We start from the raw sequence: 12,677 nt of genomic DNA, 5'->3' as shown, positions 1-12,677 counted from the left end.
CCGCAGCCTTACCAGTTCGTCAAGGGTGGGGTCGTCTCCGACGGCGGCTCCACCCAGGGCTGGACCGTGACCGCCCAGACGGTGAACGCCAGGGCCACGGCCAGCAGCGTCAGCCACAGCAGCCGCCGGGCGAGCGCGCGGCGGCGCAGCAGGCGGTCGCCGCGGCGTACGGCGTCCTCGTGGAGCCCCGGAGGCACGCGCGTCACCGTCCGCTCCATGATCCGCCGTACGGCGGCCTCCCGTTCCGGCCGGTTCACCCGAGCCTCCCCGGGGCCGGCCCGGCGGCGTCCGCGTCCGGCGTCCTCACAGCGTCGCCGTCCTGGCTGCCGCCCCGGCTGCCGCCGGGTTGGCGGCGGGCGGGCGCGGAGGGTGCAGCAGGGTCGCCGTCGCCCGGTCGCACAAGGCGTGGACGCGCTCCTGCGGGAGGCCGAGGAGAGCCGCGACCTGTTCCTCCCCGACGCCCTCGTACAGCCGCAGCACCAGGATCAGCCGTTCCTGGGGCGTGAGCAGGGCCAGCGCTCCGGTGGGGCGCGGGCCGCCGTGGCGGTGCCAGGCGCTGCGGGCGAAGCGGGTGGCCAGGTACTGGCGGGCCCGGTCGTACGGGTCGTCCCCGCGCAGCCGGTCCCAGCACGCGTACGTGTGCGCGAGGGCCAGCGTCAGCAGGCGCCGCGCGCGCGGGTTGTCGTCCGGCGCCTCCGCCGTGAGCAGGGTGGCGGTGTGCAGCAGCCGTCCGCCCGCGCCGGCGACGAACGCCTGGAACTGCCTGGCCCGGCGGGCCGCCCGCGCTTCGTCACGTGCTCTCACCGCGCCTCCCGCCCGTCGGCGACCCCGTGGGAACGGGCCCCGGCGGTGTGCGTACGGGGACCCGGTCTCATATAGGGCCCGGGGCGGGGTTTCGGTCAAGAGCCACGCACGCGCGGGATCCCCTCCAGGGGACCTCGGGGGAGGCTCAGGAGGCGGGCGCCGGCTCCGCGCCGGGGAGCCCCTGAGCGGCCATCCGCGCGGAGAGCGCGCCGTTGAAGCGCGTCAGGAGCGTGCAGAAGGACTCGCGCTCCTCCGGCTCCCAGTCCTGGGTCAGTTCCGCCATCAACCTGCGTCTGGAGGAGCGCACTTCCTCCAGACGCGACATCCCGCGCGGGGACAGCTGCAGCACCACGGCCCGGCCGTCCTCCGGGTGCGAGGTCCGCTTGACCAGCCCGGTGTCGACGAGGGGAGCCACCTGCCGGGTGACGGTCGAGGAGTCGATGCCCATGCTCGCCGCGAGCGCCTTGACGCCCATCGGGCCTTCGTTGTCGAGACGGTTCAGCAGCAGGTACGCGGCGCGGTCCATGGAGTTGCGCACCTGTCCGACGCCGCCGAGCCGGGTCTGTTCGGCACGGCGCGCGAACACCGCGACCTCGTGCTGCAGCGTGTCGAGAAGACCGGTGTCACCGACGGTCGTCATGTCCATCGACATTTCAGGTGTTGTGGGCATGGCCGGGGGCTCGCTTCATGAAAAGGGGTGCTGGGTTGGGGGACAGGGTACGCGGCCGGAAGGCGGGCCGTACCGGCGCTGAGGAAACCGGTCTCGGTGGTTGGTCACAGCGGTTGTTCCCTCTTGTGAACTGCGATGCTGGAGTCATGAGCTACGGCACGGCTGACTCCTTGCGGCCCGTCACCCTCGACGATGTGCGCGGCGCGCAGAAGATGCTCACGGGCGTGGCGCGCACGACCGCGATGGAGGGCAGCCGGCACCTGTCCCAGCTCGTCGGTGCGCCGGTGCACCTGAAGTGCGAGAACCTCCAGCGGACGGGGTCGTTCAAGCTGCGCGGCGCGTATGTGCGCATAGCGGGTCTGCTGCCGGAGGAGCGGGCCGCCGGGGTGGTGGCCGCGAGCGCCGGCAACCACGCGCAGGGCGTGGCCCTGGCGTCGTCGCTGCTGGGCGTGCGGTCGACGGTGTTCATGCCGCAGGGGGCCCCGCTGCCGAAGGTCAGCGCGACGCGGGAGTACGGCGCCGAGGTGCGGCTGCACGGCCAGGTCGTCGACGAGACGCTGGCGGCGGCGCAGGAGTACGCGGCCGAGACCGGCGCGGTGTTCATCCACCCCTTCGACCACGCGGACGTCATCGCCGGGCAGGGCACGGTCGGCCTGGAGATCCTGGAGCAGTGCCCGCAGGTCCGCACGATCGTCGTCGGGATCGGCGGCGGGGGACTGGCGGCGGGCATCGCGGTCGCGGTGAAGGCGATGCGGCCGGACGTGCGGCTGGTGGGTGTGCAGGCGGAGGGCGCGGCGGCGTATCCGCCCTCGCTGGCGGCCGGGCGTCCGGTGTCGTTGAGCAATCCGGCGACGATGGCCGACGGCATCAAGGTGGGCCGCCCCGGGGACGTGCCGTTCGGGATCGTCGGCGATCTCGTGGACGAGGTGCGCACGGTCTCGGAGGGCGAGCTGTCCGCGGCGCTGCTGCTCTGTCTGGAGCGGGCCAAGCTGGTCGTCGAGCCGGCCGGGGCGAGCCCGGTCGCGGCGCTGCTGAGCGATCCCGGCGCGTTCGAGGGCCCGGTCGTCGCGGTGCTGTCCGGCGGCAACGTCGACCCGGTGCTGATGCAGCGCGTCCTGCGGCACGGCATGGCCGCGCAGGGCCGCTACCTGGCCGTTCGCCTGCGTCTGACCGACCGGCCGGGGGCTCTGGCCTCACTGCTGGGGGCGTTGTCAGTGGTGGACGCTAACGTCCTGGACGTGAGCCATGTGCGAACCGATCCCCGGCTCGGGCTCTCGGAGGCGGAGGTCGAGCTGCATCTGGAGACGAAGGGGCCGGCGCACTGCGTCGAGGTCGGTCGGGCTTTGCGCGAAGCGGGCTACACGGTCATCGACTGACCGGTCGCCGACGAGTTGATCACCGCTCCTTCACTCGTTCGGGTAAGTCCATTGAGAGACGCGATACATCGCGTTATGGTGTGTGTCACATGGCCCGCCCGACCGATCGCCCCCCGACGACATCCCTACGACGATCCCCGACGACGCGGAGACTCAGGAGACTCATATGCCAGGCGCCATCCATGCCGAAGGACTGGTGAAGACCTTCGGTGACGTCAAGGCTCTGGACGGCGTCGATCTCGACGTCCCGGAGGGCACGGTCCTCGGCCTGCTCGGGCCGAACGGTGCGGGCAAGACGACCACGGTCCGCTGCCTGACCACACTCCTGCGCCCGGACAGCGGCCGCGCCGTGGTCGCCGGGCTGGACGTGCTCAAACACCCCGACGCGGTCCGGCGCTCGATCGGCCTGTCCGGCCAGTTCGCCGCGGTCGACGAATACCTCACCGGCCGCGAGAACCTCCAGATGGTCGGCCAGCTCTACCAGATGCGGACCGCGGACGCGAAGGCCCGGGCCGCGGAGCTGCTCGACCAGTTCGACCTGGCCGACGCCGCCGACCGCACTACCAAGACCTACTCCGGAGGCATGCGCCGCCGCCTCGACCTGGCCGCCGCGCTGGTCGTCTCACCGCCCGTGATGTTCATGGACGAGCCGACGACCGGCCTCGACCCGCGCAACCGCCAGCTCCTGTGGGACGTGATCAAGCGCCTCGTCTCCGACGGCACCACACTGCTGCTGACCACGCAGTACCTGGAGGAGGCCGACCACCTCGCGCACGACATCGCGGTCGTCGACCACGGCAAGGTGATCGCCCGCGGCACCTCCGACGAGCTCAAGGCCCGCACCGGCGGCGAGCGCGTGGAGGTCGTGGTCCACGACCGTGAGCACATCCCCACCGCCGCCGAGGTGCTGGCCGGCTTCGGCAAGGGCGAGACCGCCGTCGAGGAGCACACCCGCAAGCTCACCGTGCCCGTCACCGGCGGCGCGAAGCTCCTCGCCGAGGTGATCCGCGAACTGGACGCCCGCGGCATCGAGATGGACGACGTCGGACTGCGCCGCCCCACCCTCGACGACGTGTTCCTGTCCCTGACCGGACATGTCGCCGAGTCGAAGAACGGCGAGACGGGTCACCACGCCAAGGAGGAAGCGAAATGAGCGCCGCCGTCCAAGCCGCCCCCGCCACGGCATCGAACCGCCCGCGAGGGCAGGCCGTCCGGGACTCACTGGTCGTTGCAAAACGCAACTTGATCAGAATGTCCAGAATTCCGGAGATGGTCATCTTCGGGCTCATTCAGCCCATCATGTTCGTGGTGCTGTTCACTTACGTCTTCGGCGGGTCCATGCAGATCGGCGGCAGCACCAGCGCCACCGACTACAAGAACTTCCTCATGGCGGGGATCTTCGCCCAGACGGTCACCTTCGCCACCGCCGGAGCCGGCGCGGGCATCGCCGACGACATGCACAAGGGCCTCATCGACCGCTTCCGCTCCCTGCCCATGGCGCGCGGCGCGGTCCTCACCGGCCGCACCCTCGCCGACCTGGTGCAGACGGCGCTCACCCTGCTCGTCCTCGCCGTCGTCGCCCTCCTGGTCGGCTGGCGCCCCGGCTCCGACGGCAGCACGAACGCCGGCCGGGTCCTGGCCGCCTTCGGGCTGCTGCTCCTGCTCGGTTACGCGTTCACCTGGATCGGCGCCCTGATCGGCCTCACCGTGCGCACCCCCGAGGCGGCCACCTCCGGCGGGCTGATCTGGCTCTTCCCGGTCACCTTCATCTCGAACGCGTTCGTGGACACCAGCAACATGACGCCCTGGCTGCGGCATATCGCCGAGTGGAACCCCTTCAGCGCCACCGTCCAGGCCTGCCGGGTCCTCTTCGCCAACCCGGGCCAGTCACCGTCCGACGCCTGGCCCATGCAGCACCCGGTCTGGGCCTCGCTGATCTACTCGGTCCTGATCGTCGTCGTGTTCCGCACCCTGGCGGTGCGCAAGTACCGCTCGGCCACCGCATGAGCGATGCCCCCCGGCGCCACAGGGGCGCCGGGGGGCATCGGGCAGAGATCAGAGATGTCAGCCGTTGTAGGGCTCGGCCTTGAGGATGCGCACGGAGGCGGTCTTGCCGTTCGGCAGCTCGTACTCCGCGTCCTCGCCGACCTTGTGACCGATCACGCCGGACCCCAGCGGGGACTGCGGCGAGTAGGTCTCGATGTCGGCGCTCGCGTACTCGCGCGAGGCCAGCAGGAAGTCAAGGGTGTCGTCCTCGTCACCGTCGAAGGCGATCGTCACGACCATGCCGGGGGCCACCGCACCGTCCGCGGACGCCGGAGCCTCGCCGACCTTCGCGTTCTCCAGGAGCTGGGTCAGCTGGCGCACTCGGAGCTCCTGCTTGCCCTGCTCCTCCTTGGCCGCGTGGTACCCGCCGTTCTCGCGCAGGTCGCCCTCCTCGCGCGCGGCGGCGATCTTGGCGGCGATCTCCGTGCGCGCAGGACCAGTAAGGTACTCAAGCTCGTCCTTGAGCTTGTTGTACGCCTCCTGGGTCAGCCAGGTGACGTTCTCGCTGGTCTGGGTCACAGGGTGCTCCTCGTCGGTACTGGGAAATACAAAGCTCGCCCTGCCCGGAAGCATGTTCCTCCAGGGATGGGCGAAACCACGAGCCTAACAATTCAGGGGCCGAAGGGGGAGGACATAAGCCACCAGAATTACGTCGGCCCAGGTCACCGTGTACGTATTGCGGAAGAAAGACAGGCGCCCCGGCGGGCGGAGGGCCGCCGTCGGGACCGTGGGGTCAGTCCGCGTGACAGCCGAGCAGCTCCGCCGTCGTGCCCTGCGCCGTCGTACGCAGCGTGACCACGCGGTCGATACGGGTGTCCGAGCCGGAGAACCGGAAGTCCGCGCGGCCCACCTCGGCGCCGTTCTCGGCCTGCGAGCGGACCGTGCAGTAGCCGCTCGTGCCGGCGTCCTTGCGGACCTCCAGATGCGCCTGCACCGAGTTCGCGGTGGCCTTGAAGCTGATCACCTCGGCGCTGATCTTGTTCTGGCCCACGTAGTGGTAGGCGAAGTAGCCGAGCAGGGCGAGCAGCGCCGCGCCCAGCACGGCGCCGACGAGCTTGAGGGTGCGGTCGGCGCGCTCGTCGGAGGAGCGGCCGTAACGACCCTGGGGCGGTCGCGTGGTCGCCGTACTCATGATCGTCCTCTCCGCCGGGGCGGGACGAACGTCCCGAAATCGGCACCGGAGTCCCGCTCCGGAATTATCGAGCCCCCGATTCGGTCACTATAGAAGCCGCCGACCGCACCCCGGCCCACGGGGGCGCCGACTTTTCGAGGATTGAGTCTTGACTGACCAGCTGCGACTGATGGCCGTCCACGCGCACCCCGACGACGAGTCGAGCAAGGGCGCGGCCACCATGGCGAAGTACGTGTCCGAGGGGGTGGACGTGCTGGTCGTGACCTGCACGGGAGGGGAGCGCGGCTCCATCCTCAACCCCAAGCTCCAGGGCGACACGTACATCGAGGAGCACATCCACGAGGTGCGCAAGAAGGAGATGGACGAGGCCCGCGAGATCCTCGGGGTCAAGCAGGAGTGGCTCGGCTTCGTCGACTCCGGCCTGCCCGAGGGCGACCCGCTGCCCCCGCTGCCCGAGGGCTGCTTCGCCCTGGAGGACGTGGACCGGGCGGCCGGCGAGCTGGTGCGGCAGATCCGCTCCTTCCGTCCGCAGGTGATCACCACCTACGACGAGAACGGCGGCTACCCGCACCCCGACCACATCATGACCCACAAGATCTCGATGGTCGCCTTCGAGGGCGCCGAGGACACCGTGAAGTACCCGGAGGACGAGTACGGCCCGGCGTACCGCCCGCTGAAGCTCTACTACAACCAGGGCTTCAACCGCCCCCGCACCGAGGCGCTGCACCACGCGATGCTCGACCGCGGGCTGGAGTCCCCCTACGGGGAGTGGCTCAAGCGCTGGGACGAGTTCGGGCGTAAGGAGCGCACCCTCACCACGCACGTCCCGTGCGCGGACTTCTTCGAGATCCGCGACAAGGCGCTGATCGCGCACGCCACGCAGATCGACCCCGACGGCGGCTGGTTCCGGGTGCCGATGGAGATCCAGAAGGAGGTCTGGCCCACGGAGGAGTACGAGCTCGCGAAGTCGCGGGTGGACACCTCCCTCCCCGAGGACGACCTGTTTGCGGGCATCCGCGACAATGCCTGACATGAGCGCAAGCGTGAGCCTGGCAGTGATGCAGTTCGCCACCCTCGCCAAGGAGGTGGACAAGGACAAGGTCACCCCCGGCGTCCTCGGTTTCATCGTCTTCGCGGTGATGGCCGTGGCCGTGTGGGGCCTGATGAAGTCCATGAGCAAGCACATGGGCAAGGTCGACTTCGAGGAGAAGCCCGAGGACCGGACCGCGGCCTCCTCCGGCGACGGCCCCCAGGGCAAGGCGTCCCCGGCGAACGGCTGACCCGCCCGCAGGGGCGCGAGGGCCCCTGACAGCCGCCCCACGCACACCGTGCCCCGTGGGGCGGCCCCGGCACGCCCCCGCGCCGTGCCACGGCCGCCCCGGACGAACGCCTGACGCACGCGGGGCGGGGTACTGCGGCAGGATGGACGTCATGGCGAACCGACTGGCCCACGAGACCTCCCCCTATCTCCTCCAGCACGCCGACAACCCGGTCGACTGGTGGCCCTGGTCGGCGGAGGCGTTCGAGGAGGCACGCAGGCGGGGTGTGCCGGTGCTGCTCAGCGTGGGGTACTCCAGCTGCCACTGGTGCCATGTGATGGCGCACGAGTCGTTCGAGGACCAGGCGACCGCCGACTACCTCAACGAGCACTTCCTCAGCGTCAAGGTCGACCGCGAGGAGCGCCCCGACGTCGACGCCGTGTACATGGAGGCCGTGCAGGCCGCCACCGGGCAGGGCGGCTGGCCGATGACGGTGTTCCTCACGCCGGACGCCGAGCCCTTCTACTTCGGCACCTACTTCCCGCCCGCGCCCCGGCACGGGATGCCGTCCTTCCGGCAGGTGCTGGAAGGGGTGCGGCACGCCTGGACCGACCGGCGCGAGGAGGTCGCCGAGGTCGCCGGGAAGATCGTGCGGGACCTGGCGGGCCGGGAGATCGCCTACGGCGACGACGTCGCCCCGGGCGAGCAGGAGCTGTCGCAGGCGCTGCTCGGCCTGACCCGGGAGTACGACCCGCAGCGCGGCGGGTTCGGCGGGGCGCCCAAGTTCCCGCCGTCCATGGTGATCGAGTTCCTGTTGCGCCACCACGCCCGCACCGGCGCCGAGGGCGCGCTCCAGATGGCCCGGGACACCTGCGAACGCATGGCCCGCGGCGGGATCTACGACCAGCTCGGCGGCGGTTTCGCGCGCTACTCCGTGGACCGGGACTGGACCGTGCCGCACTTCGAGAAGATGCTGTACGACAACGCGCTGCTGTGCCGGGTGTACGCGCACCTGTGGCGGGCCACCGGCTCGGAGCTCGCGCGCCGGGTCGCGCTGGAGACCGCCGACTTCATGGTGCGCGAACTGCGCACCGCCGAGGGCGGGTTCGCCTCCGCGCTGGACGCCGACAGCGACGACGGGACCGGCCGGCACGTCGAGGGCGCGTACTACGTCTGGACGCCCGAGCAGCTCGCGGAGGTCCTCGGCGCCGAGGACGCGCAGGCGGCCGCCCAGTACTTCGGCGTCACCGAGTCGGGCACCTTCGAGGAGGGCGCCTCCGTCCTGCAACTCCCGCAGCAGGACGGTGTGTTCGACGCCGAGAAGATCGCGTCGATCAAGGAGCGGCTGGCGGCTGCGCGGGCGGCGCGGCCCGCTCCCGGCCGGGACGACAAGGTCGTCGCCGCCTGGAACGGGCTCGCAGTCGCCGCGCTGGCCGAGACCGGCGCGTACTTCGACCGCCCCGACCTCGTCGACGCGGCCGTCGCCGCCGCCGACCTCCTCGTACGGCTGCACCTCGACGACCGGGCCCGGCTGGCCCGTACCAGCAAGGACGGGCACGTCGGCGCGAACGCGGGCGTGCTGGAGGACTACGCCGACGTGGCGGAGGGCTTCCTCGCGCTGGCCTCCGTGACGGGGGAGGGCGTGTGGCTGGAGTTCGCGGGCTTCCTGCTCGACCAGGTGCTGATCCGTTTCGTGGACCCCGAGTCGGGAGCGCTGTACGACACCGCCGCGGACGCCGAGCGGCTCATCCGGCGGCCGCAGGACCCGACCGACAACGCGGTGCCCTCCGGGTGGTCGGCGGCCGCGGGCGCGCTGCTGTCGTACGCGGCGCACACCGGCTCCGAGCCCCATCGCACCGCCGCCGAGCGGGCGTTGGGGGTCGTCAAGGCGCTCGGGCCGCGGGTGCCGCGGTTCATCGGGTGGGGGCTGGCCGTGGCGGAGGCGCTGCTCGACGGGCCGCGTGAGGTGGCCGTGGTCGGCCGGGCCGGGGGCGATCCCGCCGCCGACGAGCTGCACCGCACCGCGCTGCTCGGCACCGCGCCCGGAGCGGTGGTCGCCCGGGGCGCGCTGGGCAGCGAGGAGTTCCCGCTGCTCGCGGACCGGGTGCTGGTGGAGGGCGCGGCGACGGCGTACGTCTGCCGGGGCTTCGTGTGCGAGCTGCCGACGACGGACGCGGACGCCCTGCGGGACAGGCTCACGCCGTGAGCAGTGTCGTGGCCGGCGTCCGCGCTCAGTCGGTGGGCGCGAACTCCGCCATCGCTCGTTCCACGATGGTCTCCAGCTGTTCGTGGTGCGCGCCCTTCCAGTAGGCGCGGCCGCACTCCCGGCACTGGGCGAACACGTCGTAGGAGCGGTGCGTGCCGTGCTCCAGCTGGTCGGCGACCTCGTCCTTGGTGGCCTGTCTCAGCAGACCGTTGCAGGCGGTGCAGCGCGTCCAGGGGCGCAGCTCGGGGGCGAACCGGGCCAGGACGTCCCGGAGTTGGTCGTCGGGGCGGGTGCTGTAGACGTATCCGCCGGCCCACAGTTCGCGGCGGCGCAGCAGGCCCCGGTCGCGGCTGAGCATGACCCGGCGCTCGGCGGCGGAGCGGGCGGCGAGGGCCGGGTCGCCGATGTCCGTCGACTCGTACGCGGTGTCCACGCCGAGCAGGCGCATCCGGCGGGCGAGGGTGCCGAGGTGGACGTCGAGGAGGAAGCGCAGGGGCGCGCCGGGCACCCGCTGGGGCCGGGCGACGGGGCGGACGCTCACCGACTCGCCGTGCGCCGGGATGTGCGAGAACGGCGCCTCACGGCCGTCGACGACGAGGGCGCCGACCTCGGTCAGCGGGACGCCGAGGGACTCCACGACGTGGCCGAGGGTGGAGACGCCGTCGACGGCGAGGGGGTGGACGCCGGTCCGCCGGGCGTGCGGGACGAACAGGGCCAGTTCGGGGGCGACTTCGACGTGGATCTCGGATGTGCTCACCCGGCCAGGATGGCACGGGGAGGGCCGGGGCTCGCCGGGGTTTTCCCGGGCCTCCCCCCGGCCCCTCCCGGAGGCCTTTCTCAGGGGCCTTCCCCGGGCAGGCCCTGCTGGAGGACCCGCAGTGAGCGGTCGACGAGGTCGGCGAAGTCGTCCCGGTGGCCGTTCTCCGCCCAGTACAGCGAGGTCTCCATCAGGCCGCCGAGGAGGGACATCGCGTACACCCGCACCTCCAGGCTGTCGGGGTCGCGGCCGGTGCGTTCGGCGATGGCGGTGCACAGCATGCGGCCGGTGGCCGACATGCTCTCCATCATCCGGGAGCGCACGGCGGGGACCTCGACCATCAGCCGGGTGCGCAGCCGTGCCACCTCGCGGTCCTCCTCGACGCCGGTGCGGACGGCCTCCCGCAGCATGTGCCGGATGCTGTCCGCCCACGGCTCGTCGGCGGGCCGGCCGCGGAGCTCCTCCAGCAGGACGGCGTCGTACTCGTCGGTGAGGACGATGTCCTCCTTGGCCGGGAAGTAGCGGAAGACGGTCGACGGCGACACCTCCGCCCGCTCGGCGATCTGCTCGATCGTGGTGGCGTCGTACCCCTGCTCCTCGACGAGGGCGTAGGTCGCGGCGCGGATCGCCTCACGGGTCTTGATCTTCTTGCGCTCACGCAGTCCCGGCCGGGGCCGGTCGCCGGGGGAGGTGGTCTGTACGGCCGTCATGCAGGTCATTGTCGAACATCACCCGGCGCCAGGACCACGCCCGAGGGCCCGGGCGGCCCGTCGGCGTCCCGCGCCGCGGGCCGGGGCGTGCTCGGCAGCAGCGCGGCGGCGAGCAGGGCGGCGACGATCGCCGCGATGCCGCACACCGCGAGGGCGACGTCCATGCCGTGGACGTACGCGGTGTTCGCGGAGGCGGTCAGCTCGGCGAGGCCCGTGCGCTCGGCGAGCAGGTGGGCGGCGACCACGGATCCCCCGGCGGCGTCGGCGGCCTCCGTGGGCAGTCCGGTGACGTCGAGGCGGCCGCGGTAGGCGCTCGCCAGGAGGCTGCCGAGCAGGGCGATGCCGATCGCGCCGCCCACCTGGCGCAGCGTCAGCAGCAACCCGGAGCCGCTTCCGGCCCGATCCGACGGCAGGGTGCCGAGGGCGCCCGACATCGCGGGCACGAGGGAGAAGCCGAAGCCGAACCCGGCGACCGACAGCCACAGCGCGGTGAAGCCGTAGCCGGAGTCCACCGTCGTACGGCTGCCCAGGAGCGCGGCGAAGGCCAGCACCGCCAGACCGGCGCTCACCACGGTCCGCGCCCCGAGGCGGGCGACGAACGGCTGCGCGGCCCGGGCAGCCACGACCAGCCCGCCCATCATCGGCAGCAGACGCACCCCGGTGCCGAGGGCGTCGTGGCCGAGGACTGCCTGGAGGTAGGGCGGCAGCACGAACAGCAGCCCGGACAGGACGAAGACCACCAGGGTCGCCGCGAGCGTGTTGAACAGGAACCCGCGGCGGGCGAGCAGCTCCAGGTCGAGCAGGGGCCGGGGCGTCCGGCGTTCGCGCAGCACCAGGGCGGCGATCAGGGCGACCGCCGCGCCCAGCATGGCGAGGACGAGCGGATCGGCCCAGCCGCGGCCGGGCGCCTCGATGATCGCGTAGACGAGCGCGCCGAGCCCTGCCGCGGTGAGCGCGGTGGAGACGGCGTCGACCTTGGGCGAGGACGGGTCGCGGGTCTCCGGCAGCAGCAGGAGGCAGGAGGCGATGCCGAGCGCGGCCATCGGGACGTTGACGAGGAAGACCGAGCCCCACCAGAAGTGGTCGAGCAGCCAGCCGCCGACGATGGGGCCGAGCGGCAGGCCGAGAGTCGAACCGGCGGAGACGATGCCGACGGCCTTGGCGCGCTCCTCGGGTGCGAACAGCGAGGGCAGGACCGACAGGGCGAGCGGGGTGACCAGCGCCGCTCCGACGCCCATCACCGCGCGGGCGGCGATGACCGCGCTCACGTTCTCGGTGAGCGCTCCCGCCAGCGAGCCGGCCAGGAAGACGCCGAGTCCGGTGATCAGCATCCGCCGCCGGCCGAACCGGTCGCCGAGCAGCCCGGCGGGGAGCATCAGCGCCGCGAAGACGACTACGTAGGCGTCCGCCATCCATTGCTGTTCGCCGGTGCTCGCGCCCAGGTCGGCGGCCATGGTGGGCAGCGCCACGTTGAGGATCGTGATGTCGAAGCCGAGCGTGAGCATGCTCGCGACCAGGGCCCCGAGGGCCCACCAGCGTCGGGGGTCCGGGCGGGAAGGCCCGGCCGGTAATGTGACAGCGTCCATGAAATGAGAGTAACTCTCAAAAGGTGGGAGCTGTCAATGTTCGTGTGTCGGTGACGGGTCGGGCAACGCGGAAGGGCCACGGCTCGCAAGCCGTGGCCCTCTTCGTTCCGGGGTGGGAGTGCTCTTCGCGC

14 protein-coding genes are annotated in these 12,677 nt (G+C 72.0%); 6 read left to right on the top strand and 8 right to left on the bottom strand.

Annotated elements, in window-relative coordinates; genetic code table 11:
- Positions 1-8: 8 nt before the first annotated feature.
- The 3 genes from ACFYXA_RS19215 to ACFYXA_RS19205 form a co-directional block, all read right to left on the bottom strand.
- On the bottom strand, positions 9-257 hold the full coding sequence (locus tag ACFYXA_RS19215) for a hypothetical protein (RefSeq protein ID WP_351097719.1): 249 nt from the start codon (positions 255-257) through the stop codon (positions 9-11).
- A gap of 46 nt (positions 258-303) precedes the next feature.
- Positions 304-804, bottom strand: coding sequence for a sigma factor-like helix-turn-helix DNA-binding protein (locus ACFYXA_RS19210; protein ID WP_389034206.1), 501 nt, complete (start codon positions 802-804; stop codon positions 304-306).
- 145 nt (positions 805-949) lie between these two features.
- Complete coding sequence (locus ACFYXA_RS19205; RefSeq protein WP_352246837.1) at positions 950-1,450, bottom strand: MarR family transcriptional regulator; 501 nt, start codon at positions 1,448-1,450, stop codon at positions 950-952.
- Positions 1,451-1,620: 170 nt separating this feature from the next.
- Here ACFYXA_RS19205 and ilvA point away from each other — a divergent pair, with 170 nt between their 5' ends.
- The 3 genes from ilvA to ACFYXA_RS19190 all read left to right on the top strand — a co-directional run bounded on the left by ilvA (position 1,621) and on the right by ACFYXA_RS19190 (position 4,857).
- Complete coding sequence (ilvA, locus tag ACFYXA_RS19200) at positions 1,621-2,850, top strand: threonine ammonia-lyase (protein WP_389034204.1); 1,230 nt, start codon at positions 1,621-1,623, stop codon at positions 2,848-2,850.
- Positions 2,851-3,016: 166 nt separating this feature from the next.
- Positions 3,017-4,003 carry an ATP-binding cassette domain-containing protein gene (locus ACFYXA_RS19195; RefSeq protein WP_352246816.1) on the top strand — a complete coding sequence of 329 codons (987 nt, stop codon included), beginning with the start codon at positions 3,017-3,019 and terminating at the stop codon, positions 4,001-4,003.
- Positions 4,000-4,857 carry an ABC transporter permease gene (locus tag ACFYXA_RS19190; RefSeq protein ID WP_389034199.1) on the top strand — a complete coding sequence of 286 codons (858 nt, stop codon included), beginning with the start codon at positions 4,000-4,002 and terminating at the stop codon, positions 4,855-4,857. The genes ACFYXA_RS19195 and ACFYXA_RS19190 overlap by 4 nt, the downstream gene beginning before the upstream one ends.
- A gap of 57 nt (positions 4,858-4,914) precedes the next feature.
- Here ACFYXA_RS19190 and greA read toward each other — a convergent pair whose 3' ends face one another.
- Together greA and ACFYXA_RS19180 are read right to left on the bottom strand one after the other, a co-directional pair.
- Positions 4,915-5,415, bottom strand: a complete 501-nt coding sequence (gene greA, locus ACFYXA_RS19185; protein ID WP_352246814.1) for a transcription elongation factor GreA — start codon at positions 5,413-5,415, stop codon at positions 4,915-4,917.
- 214 nt (positions 5,416-5,629) lie between these two features.
- Complete coding sequence (locus tag ACFYXA_RS19180; protein WP_130441457.1) at positions 5,630-6,028, bottom strand: DUF4307 domain-containing protein; 399 nt, start codon at positions 6,026-6,028, stop codon at positions 5,630-5,632.
- 169 nt (positions 6,029-6,197) lie between these two features.
- Between ACFYXA_RS19180 and mca the strand changes: the two genes are divergently transcribed.
- From mca to ACFYXA_RS19165, 3 genes are all read left to right on the top strand, one after another.
- Positions 6,198-7,058, top strand: coding sequence for a mycothiol conjugate amidase Mca (gene mca / locus ACFYXA_RS19175; protein ID WP_351339032.1), 861 nt, complete (start codon positions 6,198-6,200; stop codon positions 7,056-7,058).
- Positions 7,051-7,308 carry a hypothetical protein gene (locus tag ACFYXA_RS19170; protein ID WP_352246813.1) on the top strand — a complete coding sequence of 86 codons (258 nt, stop codon included), beginning with the start codon at positions 7,051-7,053 and terminating at the stop codon, positions 7,306-7,308. Before mca ends, ACFYXA_RS19170 begins: the two co-directional genes overlap by 8 nt.
- A gap of 151 nt (positions 7,309-7,459) precedes the next feature.
- Entirely contained in the window at positions 7,460-9,493 is a 2,034-nt protein-coding gene (locus tag ACFYXA_RS19165) for a thioredoxin domain-containing protein (RefSeq protein ID WP_389034194.1), read from the top strand.
- A gap of 25 nt (positions 9,494-9,518) precedes the next feature.
- On the opposite strand, the gene ACFYXA_RS19160 is transcribed toward ACFYXA_RS19165, so the two are convergent.
- The 3 genes from ACFYXA_RS19160 to ACFYXA_RS19150 all read right to left on the bottom strand — a co-directional run bounded on the left by ACFYXA_RS19160 (position 9,519) and on the right by ACFYXA_RS19150 (position 12,546).
- The gene (locus ACFYXA_RS19160) at positions 9,519-10,250 is read right to left on the bottom strand and encodes a Mut7-C RNAse domain-containing protein (RefSeq protein WP_389034191.1); all 732 of its coding nucleotides are present in this window, start codon (positions 10,248-10,250) and stop codon (positions 9,519-9,521) included.
- An 80-nt stretch (positions 10,251-10,330) separates the two neighbouring features.
- Positions 10,331-10,969: a TetR/AcrR family transcriptional regulator gene (locus ACFYXA_RS19155; RefSeq protein WP_389034188.1), complete on the bottom strand. Its 639-nt coding sequence runs from the start codon at positions 10,967-10,969 to the stop codon at positions 10,331-10,333.
- Positions 10,966-12,546 carry a DHA2 family efflux MFS transporter permease subunit gene (locus ACFYXA_RS19150; protein WP_389034185.1) on the bottom strand — a complete coding sequence of 527 codons (1,581 nt, stop codon included), beginning with the start codon at positions 12,544-12,546 and terminating at the stop codon, positions 10,966-10,968. The genes ACFYXA_RS19155 and ACFYXA_RS19150 overlap by 4 nt, the downstream gene beginning before the upstream one ends.
- Positions 12,547-12,677: the final 131 nt, after the last annotated feature.

It is taken from the genome of Streptomyces sp. NPDC002566 (genome assembly GCF_042889585.1).
Classification (GTDB): domain Bacteria; phylum Actinomycetota; class Actinomycetes; order Streptomycetales; family Streptomycetaceae; genus Streptomyces.
Note: the sequence above shows the minus strand (reverse complement) of the source record. Positions and strands in the feature narration are given on the sequence as shown.

Excerpts from the sequence above, each read along its gene's own strand:
- ACFYXA_RS19205 (WP_352246837.1), bottom strand. The coding sequence starts at position 1,450 with ATGGACATGACGACCGTCGGTGACACCGGTCTTCTCGACACGCTGCAG.
- ilvA (WP_389034204.1), top strand. The coding sequence starts at position 1,621 with ATGAGCTACGGCACGGCTGACTCCTTGCGGCCCGTCACCCTCGACGAT.
- ACFYXA_RS19195 (WP_352246816.1), top strand. The coding sequence starts at position 3,017 with ATGCCAGGCGCCATCCATGCCGAAGGACTGGTGAAGACCTTCGGTGAC.
- ACFYXA_RS19190 (WP_389034199.1), top strand. The coding sequence starts at position 4,000 with ATGAGCGCCGCCGTCCAAGCCGCCCCCGCCACGGCATCGAACCGCCCG.
- ACFYXA_RS19180 (WP_130441457.1), bottom strand. The coding sequence starts at position 6,028 with ATGAGTACGGCGACCACGCGACCGCCCCAGGGTCGTTACGGCCGCTCC.
- mca (WP_351339032.1), top strand. The coding sequence starts at position 6,198 with ATGGCCGTCCACGCGCACCCCGACGACGAGTCGAGCAAGGGCGCGGCC.
- ACFYXA_RS19170 (WP_352246813.1), top strand. The coding sequence starts at position 7,051 with ATGCCTGACATGAGCGCAAGCGTGAGCCTGGCAGTGATGCAGTTCGCC.
- ACFYXA_RS19165 (WP_389034194.1), top strand. The coding sequence starts at position 7,460 with ATGGCGAACCGACTGGCCCACGAGACCTCCCCCTATCTCCTCCAGCAC.
- ACFYXA_RS19155 (WP_389034188.1), bottom strand. The coding sequence starts at position 10,969 with ATGACCTGCATGACGGCCGTACAGACCACCTCCCCCGGCGACCGGCCC.
- ACFYXA_RS19150 (WP_389034185.1), bottom strand. The coding sequence starts at position 12,546 with ATGGACGCTGTCACATTACCGGCCGGGCCTTCCCGCCCGGACCCCCGA.